Source organism: Mycobacterium sp. IDUB_39, from assembly GCF_055419205.1.
In genome coordinates, this window is sequence record NZ_JBVAXF010000004.1 from 654,608 (window position 1) to 673,833 (window position 19,226).

The window sequence follows — 19,226 nt, forward strand, 5'->3', positions numbered from 1 at the left end:
GTGATGAGCGGTCACGCGAAGAACAATGTGCCAGGAGGCTAGATTTGTTCCCGTGGTCGAAGCGGCAGTGATGGGTGCGGGAGCGTGGGGGACGGCGCTCGCGAAGGTGCTCGCGGATGCGGGGAATGACGTCAGGTTGTGGACGCGGCGTCCTGAGCTGGCCGACGAGATCAACGGCACCCGCCGGAACTCGGCCTACCTCGGCGACGTCGAGCTTCCCGCGGGCATTCGCGCCACCAGCGACCCAGCCGACGCGCTACAGGGCGCGTGCACGGTACTGCTCGCCGTACCGTCCCAGACGTTGCGCGGCAACCTCGAGGGGTGGCGCGGGCACATCGGCGACGACGCCACGCTGGTGAGCGTGGCTAAGGGCATCGAACTGAACACGCTCATGCGAATGAGTCAGGTCATCGTCGCGGTCACCAATGTCACCCCGGACCGGGTCGCGGTCGTCACTGGCCCGAATCTCGCCAGTGAGATCGCCGATGAGCAACCCGCGGCGACGGTGGTCGCGTGTACGGACTCCGGCCGCGCCGTCGCACTTCAGCGCGCTCTCTCGACCGGATACTTCCGGCCCTACACCAATGCCGACGTGGTCGGGGCCGAAATCGGTGGGGCCTGCAAGAACGTCATCGCCCTCGCCTGCGGCATGGCGGCGGGTGTCGGGCTCGGAGAGAACACCGCGGCGGCCATCATCACCCGGGGCCTGGCGGAGATCATGAGGCTGGGTATCGCGTTGGGTGCAAAGGGCGCAACTCTCGCCGGTCTCGCCGGCGTGGGTGACCTGGTCGCCACATGCACGTCACCGCATTCGCGCAACCGCGGCTTCGGCGAGCGCCTTGGCCGGGGCGGCACCATGGAATCTGCACTGCTGGCCGCGGGTGGGCACGTCGCCGAGGGTGTGACGTCGTCGGAGTCGGTGCTCGCCCTGGCATCGAGCTACGACGTCGAGATGCCCCTGACGGACGCGGTGAACCGGGTCTGCCACAAGGGATTGTCCGTCGACGAGGCCGTTGTACTGCTGCTGGGACGCAGCACGAAACCGGAGTAGTGATGGACGGCCGCTACGGGGACTCCACGCGCAGCGTGACCGCATCCGGCGCGCCAGCAGTCCCTGGCGACACCGTGACACCACCACCGGTGCCCGCAGCCGCCTATCACCTGTCGGCGGACGAGTCCGCGCCGCTGGACTACTACGGTCGTGCGTCCAATCCCACCTGGCGGCTGCTGGAATCGGCGCTCGCAGCGCTCGAGAGCGCCACCTCGGCGTTGGTGTTCGGTTCGGGAATGGCCGCGATCACGTCTGTGCTGCGGGTGCTCGCCAAACCCGGTACGACGCTCGTCGTGCCCGCCGACGGCTACTACCAGGTCCGGCGATACGCCAGCGAAAACCTTGCGGCACTGGGAGTCACGGTTATCGAGGCGGCGGCCACCGACATGTGCGCCGCGGCGCAGAGCGCGGATGTGGTGTTGGCCGAGACCCCTGTGAATCCGACCCTCGATGTCGTGGATCTGTACCGCCTCGCAACCGTCTGCCGTGGCAAGGGTGCGGTACTGGTCGTGGACAACACCGCGCCGACTCCGCTTGGCCAGCAACCACTCTCGCTGGGTGCCGACCTCGTGGTGGCCAGCGCCACCAAGGGGCTGTCAGGGCACAGTGATCTGGTCGCCGGCTACGTCGCGGGCAGCCAGCCTGCGTTGATGGCGGCGGTCGAACGCGAGCGACTGCTGGCGGGCGCGATCCTGGGACCCTTCGAGGCGTGGCTGGCGCTGCGCAGCATCGGCACCGCGGGGCTGCGCTTCGAACGGCAGTGCCACAACGCGATGGCGGTCGCCACCATGCTGCGGGCGCACCCCGCGGTGCGCGCCGTGCGGTACCCGGGGTTGCCCGACGATCCGTCTCACGATGTCGCACGTGCCCAGATGAAGCGCTTCGGTTCCCTGGTCGCCATCGAACTCGCCGATGCGGCCGCCGTGCACGCCCTCGCCGAACGCAGCGCGCTGCTAGTGGCGGCGACGAGTTTCGGCGGTATCCACACGTCAGTCGACCGACGGGCGCGCTGGGGCGACCCGGTGAGCGAGGGTTTCGCGCGGCTGTCGATGGGGATCGAGGACACCGATGACCTGCTTGCCGACCTCGAGCGGACGCTCCCGTCGTCCTGACCCGGTAGCCTCTCTAGGTTGTGACTGCCCGCACCCGCGTCGCCGTCGTCTACGGCGGACGCAGCTCAGAGCACGCGATCTCCTGCGTTTCCGCAGGCAGCATCCTGCGCAACCTCGATCCAGAGCGATTCGAGGTGGTCGCCGTCGGCATAACGCCGGACGGGGCTTGGGTGCTCACCGACGGTCGACCCGAGACCCTCGCGATCACCGACGGCCAACTTCCGCATGTGAGCGCGAACTCAGGCGCCGAGCTGGCCCTGACCGCCGATCCAGCCCGACGCGGACAGCTGCTGTCCGTCGGTGAGGGCGCGGGGGAGATGCTGGCCGCCGTCGACGTGGTGTTCCCGGTTCTGCACGGCCCGTACGGGGAGGACGGCACCATTCAGGGGCTGCTCGAACTCGCCGGCGTGCCCTATGTCGGGGCCGGCGTACTGGCCAGTGCCGCGGGAATGGACAAGGAGTTCACCAAGAAGCTCCTGGCCGCCGAGGGCCTTCCGATCGGCGATCAGGTGGTACTGCGGTCCGGTGACCAAACGGTGCAACTCGAGGACCGTGAACGCCTCGGTCTTCCCGTGTTCGTCAAGCCCGCACGCGGCGGCTCGTCGATCGGCGTCAGCCGCGTGACGGCGTGGGACCAGCTTCCCTCAGCGATCGAACTCGCCCGCAGACACGACCCGAAGGTCATTGTCGAGGCGGCCATCCCGGGACGCGAACTCGAGTGCGGTGTACTCGAATTGCCCGATGGCTCACTCGAAGCCAGCATCGTCGGCGAGATCCGGGTGGCCGGGGTGCGGGGCCGCGAGGACGGGTTCTACGACTTCGAGACCAAGTATCTCGATGACGCCGCGGAACTCGACGTGCCCGCCAAGGTTGACGACGACATCGCCGATGAGATCCGGCAATTGGCGATTCGGGCGTTCCGCGCCATCGACTGCCAGGGGCTGGCCCGCGTCGACTTCTTCCTCACCGACGACGGACCGGTGATCAACGAGATCAACACGATGCCCGGGTTCACCACCATCTCGATGTACCCCCGGATGTGGGCCGCGAGCGGAGTCGACTATCCGACGCTGCTGGCCACCATGGTCGACACCGCGATGGTCCGCGGCACCGGCTTGCGCTAGCGAACCGGGCCGGGATTGATCGGGACCTCCGGCATCGCGCCGGCGATGGCCGCCGAGATCAGCTGAATCGGGGTGGGTCCCGAGCCGTCGGGCAGCGTCAGGGCGACGTAGACCGGCCGGTCCACCGCGATCCAGGTGCTGCGATCCTGCTCGCCGATGCGGAACCAGTCCACATCGTCCACGGCCTGCACCGGCGTGCCCGCCACGAAGTCGACCGGCCGCTCCAATCCACAGCGCAGGACGACCGGCTCCGGTTGGGACTCGCTCTGCCATGCGGCGGCGCCGACGGGTGCGGGATCGACGAGCGTCGCGCGCTGGTACTCACCGAGGCTCTCGGGCAGCGCATCGTGCAGGGCCCGGCACGCGTCGTCGTCGGCCTGTGGCGCGGGCACCCCCGCGAGGGCCACGGGACGGGGCTGCTCCGGTACCTCCCGGACCGCCGCGACGACGAGCAAGGCGACCACCGCGAGCGCGGCGACGGCCAGCGCGGCGATCATCAGAGCCCTTGGCGGTCCATCGTGTTCGTCGGGTCCGTTGTCGGTCACCAGGCAACTCTAAGACGAGGCTAGGGCCGCGCTCCGCCGGCCACCGGACAGGTCAGCGTGCGGGTGATTCCGGTCACCTGTTGCACGCTCGGCGCGATAGTCGACGTCAACTCCGCCAGGGAGGCGGCGCCGATGCGCACGATGACGTCGTAGGGGCCGGTGACGTATTCGGAGGACAGCACCCCGGGCAGGCTCGCCAGGGTTTTGGCGACGATCTCAGCGCGACCCACCTCGGTCTGGATCAGCATGAAAGCCTCGACCACCCGCTATCACCTCCGTGTCGCTGCATAGACTCCACGCCGCAGGGACCAAAGGTACCGCAGGTCGCGCCGGTGTTCAGGGCAGGAAGATCGCACGCGGGAGGGCATATGAGCGACGACACAGACGGCGGCACGCCGACATTGGCAGGTCTCGGCGAGTTCGGGGTCATCGACCGGCTGATCGCCAACCGCCGCCAACCGAGTTCGGTGGTGGTCGGACCGGGTGATGACGCCGCGGTGGTGACGGCCGCCGACGGTCGTGCCGTCGTGTCCACCGACATGCTCGTGGAGGGCAGGCACTTCCGGCTCGACTGGTCGACACCGCATGACATCGGCCGCAAGGCCATCGCCCAGAACGCCGCGGATATCGAGGCAATGGGCGCGGTCGCAACGGCGTTCGTGGTGTCCTTCGGCGCACCGGGTGACACAGCGGCCGAGGACGCGCTTGCTCTGTCAGACGGCATGTGGGCCGAGGCGGACCGCAGCGGAGCCGGGATCGCCGGTGGCGACCTGGTGACGGCGCCGCAGTGGGTGGTTTCGGTGACAGCGCTGGGCGACCTCGCCGGCCGCGCGCCCGTCCTGCTGCGGGGTGCACGACCGGGGGACACGCTGGCCGTGGCAGGGGATCTCGGCCGGTCCGCCGCGGGCTATCAGGTGTGTCTCACGGGCGCGGGCGATGTGGACGGCTCCGGTGGCGAAGCCGACTTCGAGGAGCTGCGGCGCAGGCATCTGGTGCCGGAGGTGCCCTACGGGCAGGGACGGGCTGCCGCGGATGCCGGAGCCACCGCGATGACCGACGTCTCCGACGGTCTCATCGCCGACCTCGGACACATCGCCGACGCGTCAGGTGTCGGGATCGACGTGGCGACGGCGGCGTTGGCGGCTGATCACGACGCTCTCGCCGCGCTGGCCACGGTGACGGGTCACGATCCATGGACCTGGGTGCTCGGCGGCGGCGAGGACCACGCGCTCGTCGCGACGTTCCCGGCAGCGCCACCGGCGGGATGGCGTCGTATCGGGGTGGTTCTCGACGGCCCCGCCCGCGTGCTGGTCGATGGTTCGGTGTGGCGCGGAAGTCCGGGCTGGCAGTCGTTCTGATCGTCGCCACCAGATAGGTTGACCCACCATGACCGCGCGTCCCCTTCACGAAGTCGTCGAATCGGGCTGGGCCCGTGCACTACAACCCGTGGCCGGTCGCGTCGCCGAGATGGGGGAGTTCCTACGCGCCGAGATCGCCGCCGGTCAGGGATACCTCCCCGCGGGCGAGAACGTGCTGCGCGCGTTCACGTTTCCATTCGATGAGGTGCGGGTGCTGATCGTGGGGCAGGACCCGTACCCGACACCGGGCCACGCGATCGGGTTGAGCTTCTCGGTCGCGCCCGACGTACGTCCGCTGCCGAGGAGCCTGACCAACATCTTCAAGGAGTACGCCACCGACCTGGGCCATCCGGCGCCGTCGACGGGGGATCTGACGCCATGGTCACAGCGCGGCGTGATGATGCTGAACAGAGTGCTCACGGTGCGCCCCGGCACACCGGCGTCGCACCGGGGTAAGGGGTGGGAGGCGGTGACCGAATGCGCGATCCGAGCGCTCGTGGCGCGTCCACAGCCGCTGGTGGCGGTGCTGTGGGGACGCGATGCGGCGACCCTGAAACCCATGTTGAGCGGTGAGCGGTGCGCGACGATCGAGTCGGTGCACCCGTCGCCGCTCTCAGCGTCGCGAGGATTCTTCGGATCGCGGCCGTTCAGCCGAGCCAACGAGCTGCTCACCCGGTTGGGGTCAGAGCAGATCGACTGGCAACTGCCGTAGCTTGGCGTGCAGAAGAGCGGGCACCCAGATGTCGGGCGCCCAGCTGTGGGGCACTTAGCCCCGGGCGACCTTGCCGGCCTTGATGCAGGACGTGCAGACGTTGACGCGCTTCTTGTTGCCGCCCGGGCGGTCCACGGCGCGCACTGTCTGGATGTTCGGGTTCCAGCGACGGCTGGTCCGACGGTGAGAGTGCGACACGGACTTACCGAAGCCAGGGCCCTTGTTGCAGATATCGCACACGGCAGCCATCTCGAACTCCTCAATCAGTACTTGGGGGGTCAACAACCGCAACGCGGGTGACCCAACAACCTGACCAGGATACCGGGCGCCCCGGTTATCGCCAAAATGGCTGTCACCGCGACCGCTGCGGACACCGACGCGCGTAGTGGTGTCAGCGACCGAGGTTAGGCTCAACCCCACCGCGAAGTGTTGGAGGTGGCATGTCGGGTCGTCTGCTGGATGCGGCCGCCTTGCGTGCCTGGGCTCACTGCGCACTCGACGGACTGATCGCGCACACGGACGAGATCAACCGGCTCAACGTCTTCCCTGTCGCCGATGCCGACACCGGCACGAACATGCTGTTCACCATGCGTTCGGCATGTGTCCAGGCAGACGCACCCGAGGTGGGCGATGACTCGACGGCCGTCATCGCGGCGCTGGCAGACGGCGCATTGCGCGGCGCGCGCGGTAATTCCGGGGTGATCCTGTCGCAGATCCTGCGCGGGCTCGCGGAGGCGACCGCCCAGTCCACCCCGGAATCCTCCGGTACCCGCTCAACCCTGGACACCGCCGCATTGCGTGCAGGTCTGCGGCACGCCGTCGAGCTGGTCGTCGCGTCGGTGGGCGGAAGCGTCGATGGCACCATTCTGTCGGTCCTGCAGGCCGCGGCGAGTGCCGCCGAGTCCGTCGCCGCAGAGGGCGCCGACCTGGCCGTGATGGTCGTCGCGGCATCCGATGCGGCGGCGACCGCCCTGGAACAGACCACACAGCAACTCGACGTGCTCGCCGCAGCCGGCGTGGTGGACGCGGGAGGCCGCGGACTGCTGGTGCTCCTCGATGCGCTGACTGCCATCGTGACCGGTCAGGCGCCGCACCGCCGTGTCTATGGGGGAGCCTCGGCCGAGTTCACTGGAGCTGCCCCCAGTCCGCGATCCGTCGGGGCGCCGCCGCAGTTCGAGGTGATGTATCTGCTGAGTGGATGCGATCACGCGGGCGTCGAAGCACTCCGCCAGCGCCTCGAGCGTCTCGGCGACTCCGTGGTGATCGCCGCATCGGGTGCGGGCGGACACACCGCGGCGCAGTACTCGGTGCACGTCCACGCCGATGACGGCGGTGCTGCCATCGAGGCGGCGCTTGACCTCGGCACGCCAAGTCGTATCCAGGTCACCGCGCTCTCGGTCGGCTCGGCCGGCCGGCCCGCAGGGGTCTGGAGCCGCAGCCGGGCGGTGCTCGCGGTCACCGACGGGGACGGGGCGCGGGAACTGTTCGCCGGCGAGGGGGCTGGGGTGCTGCAACCCGACGGACAGGGACCCGTCACAGCGCACGATCTACTGCACGCACTCATCGACACCGGGGCCGGGCAGGTCATGGTGCTGCCCAACGGTTATGTGGCCGCGGAGGAATTGGTCGCCGGCTGCACGGCGGCCATCGGATGGGGTATCGACGTCGTCCCGGTGCCGACCGGATCCATGGTGGCGGGTCTGGCCGCGTTGGCCGTGCACGATCCCGCCCGCGAGGCCGTCGACGACGGCTACACCATGGCGCGCGCCGCTGGCGGGGCGCGGCTCGGCTCGGTGCGGCTGGCGACGGAGGAGGCGCTGACGTGGGCCGGGGCATGCAAGCCCGGTGACGGTCTCGGCATCGCGGGTGACGAGGTACTGATCGTCGGAGATGACGTGGTCGCCGCCGGAGCGGGGCTCATCGACCTCCTGCTGGTCGCCGGTGGTGAACTCGTCACCGTTCTCACTGGCGCGGACGTCGGCGCCGACGTCGGACCTGCACTGCAGGAGCACGTCCATCGTCAGCATCTCGGCGCCGAGATCGTCATCTACCACACAGGACATCGAGGCGACGTGCTGCTGATCGGAGTGGAGTAGACGTGGTTGCGCTCACCGACGCCCTGACGCACGTGATCGGCGCCAAGTCGGCGAAGGCCCTCGAGGAGCACTTCGGCATCGTCACCGTGGACGACCTGTTGCGGCATTACCCGCGCAAGTACAGCCACGGCATGTCGGTGCTCGGCGACGACGGGGAGTTGCCCGAGGAGGGCGAGCACATCACGTTCGTTGACACCATTGAGCGCGCTGACATCCGGTACACCAACCGGCAGCCGAGGCGTGAGTACCTGGTGGTGACGCTGCGCGACCGCAGCCCCAAGGTGACCGCCACCTTCTTCAACGCCAAGTACACCAAGAAGACGCTCGTGGAGGGCACCCGACTGATGCTGTCGGGTGAGGTCGGATTCTTCAGGGGCGCCATGCAGTTGACGCATCCGGCGTTTCTGATCCTCGAGGGAGCGGGCCAGGGCAGAGGTTCCAAGAATCTGGCGACGATCGCCGCGTCATCGAAGACGGACGACGGCGAACTCGACATGTCGGCGTTCGAACGGGACTACTTCCCGATCTATCCCGCGAGCGCCAAGGTGCAGAGCTGGGACATCTACGCGTGTGTCCGCCAGGTCCTCGACGTGCTCGACCCCATCGATGATCCGCTGCCGGAATCGATTCGGGAGCACTGGGATCTGATGTCGGAGGACGAGGCACTTCGTGCCATCCACCTCGCCGAGAGTCCCGATGAGCGGGAACGCGCCAAGGATCGTCTGGCGTTCGACGAGGCCGTCGGCCTGCAGTGGGCGCTTGTGGTGCGCCGCAATGGCGAACTCGGTGAGACAGGCCCGCCGGCCGCGGCGCGCGCCGGCGGTGTCCTGGCCGCGCTGGGCGAGCAGTTGCCGTTCGAACTGACCGCCGGACAGCGCTCCGTGCTGGAGGTGCTCTCGACCGAACTGGCCGACACCAAACCGATGCATCGGATGCTGCAGGGTGAAGTCGGCTCCGGTAAGACCATCGTGTCGGTTCTCGCGATGGCCCAGATGGTGGACAGCGGATACCAGTGCGCCCTGCTGGCTCCCACGGAAGTGCTTGCAGTCCAACATGCCCGGTCCATCCGCCAGGTCCTCGGTCCGCTGGCCATGGCAGGCGAACTCGGCGGCGATACCGACGGCACCCGCATCGCTCTGCTCACCGGATCGATGACCGCACAACAGAAGCGGCGCGCGCGCGACGAGATCGCCAGTGGTGAGGCCGGCATCGTCATCGGCACGCATGCGTTGATCCAGGACGACGTCGAGTTCCACAATCTCGGCCTCGTCGTCGTCGACGAACAGCACCGATTCGGGGTCGCGCAGCGGGATCGACTGCGCGCCAAAGCCACTGGCGGTATCACCCCGCATCTTCTGGTGATGACGGCGACACCCATCCCGCGTACGGTCGCACTGACCGTCTACGGCGATCTCGAGACGTCGGTGCTGCGTGAGCTGCCGCGTGGGCGCCAGCCCATCTCCACCAACACGATCTTCATGCGCGAGGAGCGGCAGAAGACGTGGCTGGGAAGGGCCTGGCAGCGCATCCGCGAGGAGGTCGCCGCGGGGCGCCAGGCGTACGTGGTCGCCTCCCGTATCGACGAGGCCGACGACGACGGGGCCGCGCCGGGCAGGGACGGCAAGGCGCCGCCCGGGCCACCCGCCAAGACCGTTATCGAGATGTACGAGGGGCTGCGGGGCGGCGAGTTGGCCGGACTGCGTCTTGGGCTGATGCACGGCAGGCTCTCCGGTGACGAGAAGGATGCGGTGATGTCGGCCTTCCGCGCCGGTGACATCGATGTGCTGGTGTGCACCACCGTGATCGAGGTCGGCGTCGACGTGCCCAATGCCACCGTCATGGTGGTGATGGACGCCGACCGGTTCGGTATCAGCCAGCTGCACCAGTTGCGGGGACGCATCGGCCGCGGTGAGCATCCGAGCCTGTGCCTGCTCGTCACCAACCTGCCGGAGGGTTCCAAGGCAGGCACGCGCCTACGTGCGGTCGCGGGCACGCTGGACGGATTCGAGTTGGCCGACCTCGACCTCGCCGAGCGGCGTGAGGGTGATGTGTTGGGGCTCAACCAGTCCGGCAGGCCCATCACATTGCGGCTGCTTTCTCTGGCCGAGCACCAGGCGGTCATCGAGGCGGCGCGCGAGTTCGCGCAGTCCGTCTACGCGCAGGATCCGAGGCTTGTGCAGCACCGGGGACTTCAGGGTCTCGCGGCCCCATTCACCGACACCGAGCGCGTCGAGTACCTGGACAAGGCGTGAAGCGGCTGGCCTGGCTCACGGCGGCGGTGATCCTCTCGGTGGCCGTCGCCTATCAAACGGTGGCCGCCTCCCGTGAGCGCTCCGAGATGTTCGTCGCGTCGGCCGATCTGCCCACCGTCACCGCCGGTGCCGACGTGCTGGCTGGGGTGGCGGTGATCCCGACCCGCACCCGTGGCCACGACTACCGCCGGGCCGCGTTCGGCGAATCGTGGACCGATGACAACAGCGCGCCCGGCGGTCACAACGGGTGCGACACCCGCAATGACATCCTCGATCGCGACCTCATCGACAAGGTCTACGTCGACATCAAGCGGTGCCCGAGTGCCGTGGCGACCGGGGCGCTGCATGACCCGTACACCAATGCGGTGATCTCGTTCACGCGTGGCAATCAGGTGGGCGCGTCGGTGCAGATCGATCACCTCTTATCCGCAGCCGTCACGTCTCTAGGCACTATCTATGCAGTTCAGGACATAGAAGACATGCCGCTGACAGTATCGGGGCCACGGCTGTGACGAGGTCGGTCCCCGTGAACAGAATGCGGTTGTTGTGGCTGGCGCTAGCGGTGGCGCTCGCGATCGTCGTGGCCTACCAAACGATGGCGACGTCATCCGAGCGATCGGCAATGTTCGTCGCGGAGGCTGACATTCCCACCGTTGCGCCTGGTGCCGACGTGCTGTCTGGTGTCGCGGAGGTGCCGGCACGAATGCGCGGATACGACTACCGCCGCGCAGCGTTTGGCGAGAGCTGGACCGACGACAACGACGCTCCCGGCGGACACAACGGCTGCGACACCCGTAACGACATTCTCGATCGCGACCTTATCGACAAAACGTATGTCTCAATTAGCCGCTGCCCCAACGCGGTAGCGACGGGCACGCTGCGCGATCCGTACACAAGTGAAACCATCAACCTTGTGCGCGGCAATCAAACGGGCGCGGCCGTGCAAATAGACCATCTCGTGCCATTGGCCTACGCATGGGACCAAGGGGCGCGGAATTGGACGGACGAAATGCGCATGCGATTCGCGAACGATCCGGCCAATCTCCTTGCAGTGGACGGACCGACCAACGCGGACAAGAGCGACGGAGAGCCGGCGGTCTGGATGCCGCCGAACCGCGCGTTCTGGTGCCAGTACTCGGTGCAGTTCGTCGCGGTGATGCGCGGCTACGGGTTGCCGATCGATGCGCCGTCTGCGTCTGTGCTGCGTGACGCGGCCGAGACGTGTCCCAAGGGCTGATCGTGAGTGACGTAAGGACGCTTGAACACCTGGTCCGCCGATCAATTCGCGTATCTGATGCGGGTTCACGCCGCTACGATTCGCTCAGGTCACGGAGGGAGTCAGATGGCAAATGACGAGGTGGACCCGAGCTGGCCTGCGCCGAACCCTAAGACGTTCGACAGTGGTGCAGTTGACCCCAGTTGGCCTCCGCCCACTCCGAAACCGATTCCGAATGAGGGACATTCGGCGAAGAGTTCACCCGCCCAGGAACCAATTTCTCAGTGGCACGAGCACCCCGAGTGTCCACCCAGACAGAAGTCCGCGCGTTCGGTAAACGGGTGGTGGATCGCAATTGCGGCCGCAGCGGTGGTCCTGGTGGCCGTCGTCGGCATTGCCGTAGTCACCATTTCTCACTCGGGTCGTACCTCCGCTTCGCAGGTGCCTACTGTCACGATCACGTCTGAAGCACCGTCGCCCACAAGCGGTGGTTCCCTGCCGCCAGCACGCGCCGAAACACCGGCAACGATCACTCCCGTATCTTGCGGGCAAGACATGACAGCGGCGCTACGCGAGGGGCTGTCAATGTTGCCTGCTGAGCCAATTACCGGTCTGGGTTGGGATGACACTCCGGTCGACAGCAATTTCGATCCGTGCGCGGATTTGTCGACCATCCTTGTCACCGTCGCAGGTGGAACGGGAAGTTCGCCCATACAGGCGATGATGTTTCACCGCGGCACCTACCTCGGCACCGGCACGATCAAGGCTTACGGTTCAACGTCCGTCAATACGGCAGCTTCGACCCGTGACACCGTGGTGCTGGACTACCGCAGCGGGCAGAGTTGCACCGCGTGTGATGACGGCATCTCGACCAGCGTTCGCTACTACTGGGATGGCGAAAAAGTGCAGATGCTTGACCCTCCGCCGCCACAGCAGTGACGCGACTGCGCGGGTGTCATTCTGAATGGGTGGGTGAGCCAGCGCAGAAGGTGCTTCAATCGCCGAAGGCAGTCGCATGCCAGGTAGCGTGAACGCCCAGCAGCAAAGCTAGGTGAAGGTGGTAACTCGCTTTGACAGCACCCATGAAACGATTGCTCGGGCGGTACGTCTCACCAGTAGTGTTCTGGCTGCTTGTCTCTCTAGCAGTCGCAGTCGTCGCGCTGGCCGTGGTAGCAGTTGCACTCATAACCAAGCATCAGACGGAAGCAGCCGCACCGGCCCAGTCACGCGCCGCCTCGACGTCGCAGGAATGGATTGGATCCGTCTGCAAACGAGGCACATACCAGAACGGAAAAGGCGGCAACACCTTGACCGGCTCCGCAGGATCTGCCCTGTGTTATGGGGATCCGCGGGGCACAATCCTTATTGGTACATACGAGTCGGAATTCCGCTTCGAGAACGCGGCCGCCAACTTCGCCAAGCAGTCGGAGTACGCCACGCTCACCGATGATTCTGGGCAATTATGGGTCTTCTACTCTTACGACGGAACAGCGGACTTCTCGCCATTAACCGACTTTGGGTTCGCATTGCATCGTGGGTGACACGACGAAAGTCGCGGACTACGGCCGCAAACGCTGATGAAGGGATGGCGATGGTAGTTCCCGATTGGTACCCAGATCCCGGTGGGACGGGTACTGAGCGCTACTGGGATGGCAATGCGTGGACTACCCACCTCCGAACCGTGGGAGAAGACCCAGCTACTCGGCCGCGCGGCGTCGTACCTCGACCCGGACGTGGTCTAATCGTTGGATTGAGTGCTGCACTGGCGGCTGCTGTAATCCTCTTGGTACTCGGCATCGTCGCTCTGTTCGACTCGAGCGACCAGTCCGGTTCATCGACGACTCCCGCTTCAGAGAAGCCGACATTGTCGGGCAACGATGATGAGTGGATGGCCAGCGTGTGTGAGCCGGGCAAGTACATGGATGGCGGGGTCAGCCTGCCGGATTCTCTGAGCGCCGGGATCTGCATGTCGAGTGCGGACGGAAGCCCCGTCTCGATCGGCTCGTTCGACACCGAATTCGCTGCAGAGAATGCGGCTGCCATGTACACGAAGCAGGGTGGCAGCTACGCGACTGGGGTGGACAGCGCGGGCACAGTTTGGCTGTTCATCTCGTCATGGCAGGAGAAGGGCGACACCTTGACTCCATTACGAGATTTTGGATTCGCAGTTCGGCGATAAGCGTGTCACGGTCGATACCCGAATTCGTTCACTTGAATCTTCTTCTTTTGAAATAGGTTGTCGTGGTGTGAGATTAGCCGATAATGTCGGAGGCAGTGCGTATCTCTCGCAGTCAGCGTCGGCACTGCTCAGACGCGCACATAGGACTGCGGTTCGCCTACAACACGACGGGACTAGCGGCGTTAAGCAACGCTGACGTGGTATCGATCGCCGCTGCGGACTGTTCTTCGGTCAGTGCCAGACCGCGATGAGCGGCGTGGTTCCTCGGTGTGACCACCAGTTTGTCGAAATTTCCGGGCAGTTCGCCGCCGAGTTTGGTGTAGAGGCGGTGGAGCCGTCCGAGGGTTAGCGGCGTGTCCAGCAAGGCGGCCTTGACGTCTGGTTCTGCGGTGCTTAAACGGTTATCGAGCCACGACGTGATGGCGACCTCCGCCGCCGTGGCGGCGTCGATCACTGCCCGCCGCCACTGACCGTCGTTGTGCAGGGAGCGTGCGTCGCTGAGATGAAGACGCTCTGGAGCAGGTGTCTGGCCGCGTGCCACCGCGGACAAGCATGCCTGCAAGCCGTCCGGGGTTAGGACTTGAATGTTGGTTGGGTAGAAGGTGGCGTAGAACATCATCGAGAGTGGACGCATCGTGCCGTCCGGGTTTCCTCCCCAAAGGTGAAAGGTCTGCGGTTGCTTCGGTCGCCGGTCCCCGAGGCGTGCCAGGTCTTGACCCGTCACTACCTCGATCCATGTACTCAACGCATCCCACCACGGGGAAAGCGCTTCATCGAGTTGTGGCCCCAAGTTTTGGTCCAGGGCATCGTCTGGACTGACCCCCAACATGATTCGTACCCGCTTGATGCAAACCGTGAGGGGCAGAATGGACCCGTCGTCGGCGGTACTTGTGACACGCAGCTCGCCCCACGGGTTCGGCGGATCCACGTTGACCCAGTTCTCTGGCCGCTTGAAGCGACGTGGTGGCTCCGAAATGGCAGCGCCGTCGAACGACGGCATCGTGACTGTTAATTGCCGCTCGGACAGGTTCGTCTGAAACGAGCGGCCGAGGCAGTCGGCGGAGAGGACGACGCCTGGACCCCAGTCGTAGAAACCCTCAATTTCCGCGCCGTCGTCGGCAGGGCTTTGCATTGCAACTTCCTTCATCGTCGTGCCTCGCATGGGTTGATCATCAGGCTGGAAGACTATTCGTAGGTCGCAAGTTTCCTTCGGAGCGCGAGGTTCTCGCCCTGAGCGACGGCGAGTGCGCTCCTGAGCTGGGTGACCTCTTCATGGTGGCGCCGCCGCAGCTCTTTTATCTGTGCAGAGAGGGCCCGGACGGGAGCTGACCCGTTGTTGATATCTGCGACGGGTGGGGAATCACGCCGAATGCCGGTGGTTCGAAGCTCCTGGATACGTTGACGCAACTGGGGCTGGCGGTAGAGAAAGTCGGTGGAGACGTCAGCCTCCCGAGCGACGCTGGCGAAGCTGATCGCGGCTCCACCGGTGGACAGCCGTGCCAGCGCGGCGGTCGCTCGTTCGGCTGCTTGATCATGTCGGCGTTGAGCGGCTTCGCGAAGATGTTGCGGCACTTGTCCTCCTATGCGGGTTGGTCGGTGACGCCGGCACCACGCACTGCGCGGTCGGTGACATCGGTGATCGACAGCAAGATGCGGTTCAGGGAACCGATCTCCTCTCGGCGGCCCTGCAGCCAAACATTGTCCTCACCCATGGGAGCGCCGTACTTGGCGCTGAAGGCCTCCTGGCGGCTTGTCACCAAGCGTTCCGTGTCCTCGAGTTGGCGGCGCAACTCGGGGCCATGGGTGACGTCGGTGACGAACTTGGCACACGTGAGGCAGGCGTTGCCCTTGTCGCACAGCTGCTTCGGTGGAAGCGTGCACCAGCCATTGGGCAGGACCCGGTCGGCACGCTTGTCGAGCTGGATCAGGTCGTAGAGGTCGGTGCCGTCGATCTCGGCGGTACGCCCGTCGCGGGTGACCTTCTTGTACTTGAGGAATTCCTCTTCCATCGTCTGGGATCGTGTCACGGCGTAGTGCAGTGTCATCTGGGGGCTGATGTGGCCGAAGTAGCGCATCACGACGTGGAGGGGAACACCCGCGTTGATCAGGTTGGTGGCGGCGGTGTGGCGGAAGCGATGCGTCTTGCTGATCGCAACGGGTCGACCGGCGGCGTCAGTGATCGCCAACTTCTCCGTCAGTTGGTTGAGGTGCAGGTGCATGGTCGCCAGGGAGTAGGGGGCTGTACCCCGACGGTTGGCCCGCGTGCGCATGAAAAGGTACCGGGGCTGGATCTCAGGCGAGCCCATGGCGGCCATGAAGTCGCGGGCCACCTGTTGTTGGGCCTTGATGATTGCGACGACCTCGGCATCGACGGGGATGGAGTTGGGCAGGTTTGATTCAATCTTCGTCTGCTGGTACCGCATTCGGGCCACGAAGTCGCGCGATTCGGAGTCGTCGGTGATAGGACTGTCTGGTTGTCGGTGCAGCGCTACGAGCGGGTCGAAGTCCATCATCAAGACCTCGTTGACCCGCCGGCCCGTGCGGATCAGCAGCATCAGGGCGTGGAAGGCCTGGATATCCCCGCAGCCTCCTTCGGTTCGTGGGAGGGCCAGCAGGTCACAGCCCTCGGCGATACGTTGCACGACGTCGTCGTCGAGGATCATGTCATCGTTGTTCTTCTTGTTGGTCAGCCTCGGCTTGTCTTCGGGGCGAAACAGGACACAGTGCTCTGCACGCAACGCCGCCCACTCGGCATGCGCCGCGGTTGCCTCGTCGCGATGGTCGTACATCCACTGGTAGAACTGCTCGATGCCAACCATGATCTGACGGCGAGGATTCTTCCCCAGCAGCTGACCTGCGTTGAGCTGTCCGTCTGAAATGCGGTGTGTCAGAAGCATCTCGCAGAAGCTGCGGATGAACGGGCGCAGCTGATGAGGATCGGTTGTCAGGCATGGCCCTTGATCGCCGCGTTTGTCGATGTGTCGCTGCAGCCACTTGAGATTATCGAGTCGTACCCTTAGCGAACTCCACGACATCGTGCCGTTGGCCAAGCTTGCCGATAGCCATAGCTTCGCGCCCTCGCGCAGCCAGACGCTCGTCAGGTGGCTCAAATTCAGTACACTGCGCCCGTTCGGCTCATGATCACGTTGCGGAATCCGCGGATCGAGTTGAGGATTCCACACGTTGAGTTCCCACCACTGACCTTGGTGATAGGGGTAGACGAGGACGTCCTGCAACTGCCGGAGCCGTTGTTCCGCGTGTTTGTCGTTGCTTGAGCCGAAGTCAATTCCACGCATGCGAGCGAAGTGAACTTCGCGTATCCATTCCTCGGGCGTGAGGTGGAGCAACGAAGTTGCGTTGCGTCCCTGTTTGGTGCCATGCGCGGTGGCGATGCGTAGAACGCGTGTCGCGGCGTTGAACATGTTCGGGTGAATGTATCGGCCCAGTTTGATCTCGCGGTGGATCAGCCACGCAATCTCCCAAATCATAGTCTCCGGCAAATCACGAAAGTTGATGGAGCAGCTTGTCCAAGGGGCGGTTTCCTTCTTGACAGGTCGACCGCCGGAAGAGACGTGTTTGATTGCGCCGCGATAGACCCCGGGCATGTTCTTCTTGTCGATGTGATCGACCCGGCAGTCATCAGGCAATGACTCCCAAAGCCGTTGCGCAATTGCGTGATCGAACATATCTGCAAGTGGCAATCGGGGATCGCGTCGATCCGTCCGACGCGGTGCGCGGGGAATACTTCCACTTGTCGTCTCAGCGCTCATCTTGGCCTGCCTCCCATCCGGCGACGACGTCACGCCAGTTGGCGAGAGCTTCGAGCTCAGCGTCCTGGGTGACGTGTCCGTATGTGTTGATCGTCGTCTGAACGCTCTGGTGACCGAGCCGTCGGCTCACGACATGCAATGGCGTATTGGCCAGTAACAGCGCGGTTGCGTGCGTGTGGCGGAACCAGTGTGGTGTCATGGCGGACGGAAGCTGCGGCAGTCGCCGCTTCACCGACCGCAGGTGCGCATAGACAGATTCAGGGCGAAGTGGCCCGTACAGGGGCTGGCGGCGAGTGTTGCAGAAGATGTAGCCGGTGTCCCAGTCGTCGATGAGTGCGTCAGCACCCTGATCGCAGAGCCACCACACGTAGTCCCCGTAGAGCCGATCAAGACGGCTGCCGATGTGGACGCGGCGACTGCCTGACTTCGTCGCGATGCCGTATGGGTGTGGCCTGTCGACCACTGACACCGTTGCAGTCGATGACCGCCCCGTGTTCCAGTCGCGGTGCTGCAACGATAGTGCTTCGCCGATGCGCATTCCGGTTTCGGCCAGAAGTGACCACAACAGTCGGTATCGGAGATCGCCGTGCCACTCGCCGTCGTCAGGGGAGTGGACGGCTTCGGAATCGAGCAAGTCTGTGATTAGGTCGGGGGTGAGGACTGGAATCTCTCTGCGCGGCTGGCGCACTCGTACCGCAACTTTGCGTTGAGGACTGCGGCTGGCGACGTGCTCGAGAAAGGACAGGTATCTGCCGGATCGGCCGCGGACCTGGTCGTACAGAAACGGTGCCACGTCACTGCCGCAACCAGCTTGGTAGCGGTAGAACCCGAGGACTGCCCGGAGTCGAAGCTGGACGGTGGCCTCGCCGACTGCTGGTTCCGGCCGCAACGTTTGAACGGTTTTATCGAACTCGTTGTGCCGGACGGCAGCGAGGAAGTTGCCGAAGTCGTGGATTCGGACTGCATCCCAGGATTTCGAGCTCGTTTCAAGGTAGGTCCACCATTGCGCGAGCCCGCGAGCATATGCCTTGATCGTGTTGGGCGCGAATCCGGTCTGGCGGCCAAACTCGAGGTACTTCTCGGCGGGCTCGACCACCGATAAGGATTCCGATACGACGGTCCACGTCGTCGTGCCGTCGAGGATCACCCGCTGCGTCGTTGCCACGCTGCCCCCTCTCGGTTGCGGTCAAGGTACCTCCACCGTCTGACATCTCGGCGGAACGCTCGGGTGCGGTGCTGACGTCGACGGCATTGCCAGTCAGTCACGGATAACAGTGTCTTCGACGCCAAGAATCCGACAATCTATGACCAGTCGATGACGTCGTCGCCACCGGGAACCAGTTACGGATACCACCTCGTCCCGTTGGCGTTGGCGTGGGATCTCGGCGCCAGGGACTGGACCGACGAGATGCGGGTGCGGTTCGCCAACGACCCGGCCAATCTGCTGGCGGTCGCGGGCGGCGCGAACCAGGACAAGGGCGATTCCGAGCCCGCGGACTGGATGCCGCCCAATCGGGCCTTCTGGTGCCAGTACTCGGTGCAGTTCGCCGAGGTGCTACGCGGATACGGGCTGCCGATCGACCAGCGCTCGGCGGTGGTGCTGCGCGAGGGTGCGGCCACCTGCCCGGTGGGCTGAGATACCCCACGGGTCGGCTACGTACTGGTTATAGCGTCCGCCCCGATCTAGAACGCCCGGCGCTACTAGCGCGCGGAGGGCCTGCGGGGCGCTGGACTGCGGCTGATATAGATCGAGGTAGTCCTTCTCAAATGCCTCCGGAGGTGTCAGGAAGGGATCGGTAACTGATTCCTTG

The 19,226-nt window shown here is 65.3% G+C and carries 18 protein-coding genes and 3 pseudogenes; 14 read left to right on the plus strand and 7 right to left on the minus strand.

Going from position 1 to position 19,226, the window contains the following annotated elements; all coding sequences use genetic code 11:
- Positions 1-25: 25 nt before the first annotated feature.
- Genes ACZY0X_RS18540 through ACZY0X_RS18550 form a run of 3 tightly spaced genes read left to right on the plus strand, consistent with a single transcriptional unit; the run spans position 26 to position 3,287 of the window.
- On the plus strand, positions 26-1,051 hold the full coding sequence (locus tag ACZY0X_RS18540) for an NAD(P)H-dependent glycerol-3-phosphate dehydrogenase (RefSeq protein WP_463772420.1): 1,026 nt from the start codon (positions 26-28) through the stop codon (positions 1,049-1,051).
- A gap of 2 nt (positions 1,052-1,053) precedes the next feature.
- Entirely contained in the window at positions 1,054-2,163 is a 1,110-nt protein-coding gene (locus ACZY0X_RS18545) for a cystathionine gamma-lyase (RefSeq protein ID WP_463772421.1), read from the plus strand.
- Between the two features lie 20 nt (positions 2,164-2,183).
- Entirely contained in the window at positions 2,184-3,287 is a 1,104-nt protein-coding gene (locus ACZY0X_RS18550) for a D-alanine--D-alanine ligase family protein (RefSeq protein ID WP_463772422.1), read from the plus strand.
- On the opposite strand, the gene ACZY0X_RS18555 is transcribed toward ACZY0X_RS18550, so the two are convergent.
- Positions 3,284-3,784 carry a DUF3515 domain-containing protein gene (locus ACZY0X_RS18555; RefSeq protein WP_463772506.1) on the minus strand — a complete coding sequence of 167 codons (501 nt, stop codon included), beginning with the start codon at positions 3,782-3,784 and terminating at the stop codon, positions 3,284-3,286. The two genes, ACZY0X_RS18550 and ACZY0X_RS18555, sit on opposite strands and share 4 nt — an antisense overlap.
- 68 nt (positions 3,785-3,852) lie before the next feature.
- Complete coding sequence (locus ACZY0X_RS18560; protein WP_463772424.1) at positions 3,853-4,095, minus strand: Lrp/AsnC ligand binding domain-containing protein; 243 nt, start codon at positions 4,093-4,095, stop codon at positions 3,853-3,855.
- Positions 4,096-4,200: 105 nt separating this feature from the next.
- On the opposite strand from ACZY0X_RS18560, the gene ACZY0X_RS18565 reads away from it, so the two are divergent.
- Both ACZY0X_RS18565 and ACZY0X_RS18570 read left to right on the plus strand, forming a co-directional pair.
- The gene (locus ACZY0X_RS18565) at positions 4,201-5,190 is read left to right on the plus strand and encodes a thiamine-phosphate kinase (RefSeq protein ID WP_463772426.1); all 990 of its coding nucleotides are present in this window, start codon (positions 4,201-4,203) and stop codon (positions 5,188-5,190) included.
- Between the two features lie 28 nt (positions 5,191-5,218).
- A complete protein-coding gene (locus ACZY0X_RS18570) occupies positions 5,219-5,902 on the plus strand; it encodes a uracil-DNA glycosylase (protein ID WP_463772427.1) in 684 nt (227 codons plus the stop codon).
- Between the two features lie 54 nt (positions 5,903-5,956).
- On the opposite strand, the gene rpmB is transcribed toward ACZY0X_RS18570, so the two are convergent.
- Positions 5,957-6,151, minus strand: a complete 195-nt coding sequence (gene rpmB, locus ACZY0X_RS18575) for a 50S ribosomal protein L28 (RefSeq protein WP_241399851.1) — start codon at positions 6,149-6,151, stop codon at positions 5,957-5,959.
- Between the two features lie 191 nt (positions 6,152-6,342).
- Here rpmB and ACZY0X_RS18580 point away from each other — a divergent pair, with 191 nt between their 5' ends.
- From ACZY0X_RS18580 to ACZY0X_RS18615, 8 genes and pseudogenes are all read left to right on the plus strand, one after another.
- Positions 6,343-7,998: a DAK2 domain-containing protein gene (locus tag ACZY0X_RS18580; RefSeq protein WP_463772429.1), complete on the plus strand. Its 1,656-nt coding sequence runs from the start codon at positions 6,343-6,345 to the stop codon at positions 7,996-7,998.
- Positions 7,999-8,000: 2 nt separating this feature from the next.
- Positions 8,001-10,250, plus strand: a complete 2,250-nt coding sequence (gene recG, locus ACZY0X_RS18585) for an ATP-dependent DNA helicase RecG (protein WP_463772430.1) — start codon at positions 8,001-8,003, stop codon at positions 10,248-10,250.
- Positions 10,247-10,684, plus strand: a pseudogene (locus tag ACZY0X_RS18590) (hypothetical protein); the annotation flags it as partial. The gene recG and the pseudogene ACZY0X_RS18590, both read left to right, overlap by 4 nt.
- Positions 10,685-10,776: 92 nt before the next feature.
- Positions 10,777-11,487 carry an HNH endonuclease family protein gene (locus tag ACZY0X_RS18595; RefSeq protein ID WP_463772431.1) on the plus strand — a complete coding sequence of 237 codons (711 nt, stop codon included), beginning with the start codon at positions 10,777-10,779 and terminating at the stop codon, positions 11,485-11,487.
- Between the two features lie 357 nt (positions 11,488-11,844).
- Positions 11,845-12,405, plus strand: a complete 561-nt coding sequence (locus ACZY0X_RS18600; RefSeq protein ID WP_463772433.1) for an LppP/LprE family lipoprotein — start codon at positions 11,845-11,847, stop codon at positions 12,403-12,405.
- Between the two features lie 143 nt (positions 12,406-12,548).
- Positions 12,549-13,007, plus strand: a complete 459-nt coding sequence (locus ACZY0X_RS18605; protein WP_463772434.1) for a hypothetical protein — start codon at positions 12,549-12,551, stop codon at positions 13,005-13,007.
- Between the two features lie 50 nt (positions 13,008-13,057).
- A pseudogene (locus ACZY0X_RS18610) lies at positions 13,058-13,123 on the plus strand (DUF2510 domain-containing protein); the annotation flags it as partial.
- Between the two features lie 93 nt (positions 13,124-13,216).
- Entirely contained in the window at positions 13,217-13,645 is a 429-nt protein-coding gene (locus tag ACZY0X_RS18615) for a hypothetical protein (RefSeq protein WP_463772507.1), read from the plus strand.
- 157 nt (positions 13,646-13,802) lie between these two features.
- Here ACZY0X_RS18615 and ACZY0X_RS18620 read toward each other — a convergent pair whose 3' ends face one another.
- The 4 genes from ACZY0X_RS18620 to ACZY0X_RS18635 form a co-directional block, all read right to left on the minus strand.
- Entirely contained in the window at positions 13,803-14,807 is a 1,005-nt protein-coding gene (locus ACZY0X_RS18620) for a hypothetical protein (RefSeq protein ID WP_463772436.1), read from the minus strand.
- 23 nt (positions 14,808-14,830) lie between these two features.
- Complete coding sequence (locus ACZY0X_RS18625) at positions 14,831-15,217, minus strand: DUF6262 family protein (RefSeq protein WP_463772438.1); 387 nt, start codon at positions 15,215-15,217, stop codon at positions 14,831-14,833.
- 8 nt (positions 15,218-15,225) lie between these two features.
- Positions 15,226-17,331: a tyrosine-type recombinase/integrase gene (locus tag ACZY0X_RS18630; RefSeq protein WP_463772439.1), complete on the minus strand. Its 2,106-nt coding sequence runs from the start codon at positions 17,329-17,331 to the stop codon at positions 15,226-15,228.
- 73 nt (positions 17,332-17,404) lie between these two features.
- Positions 17,405-18,580, minus strand: a complete 1,176-nt coding sequence (locus ACZY0X_RS18635; protein WP_463772441.1) for a tyrosine-type recombinase/integrase — start codon at positions 18,578-18,580, stop codon at positions 17,405-17,407.
- A 186-nt stretch (positions 18,581-18,766) separates the two neighbouring features.
- Between ACZY0X_RS18635 and ACZY0X_RS18640 the strand changes: the two are divergent.
- Positions 18,767-19,051: pseudogene (locus ACZY0X_RS18640) on the plus strand (HNH endonuclease family protein); the annotation flags it as partial.
- Positions 19,052-19,226 lie beyond the last annotated feature (175 nt).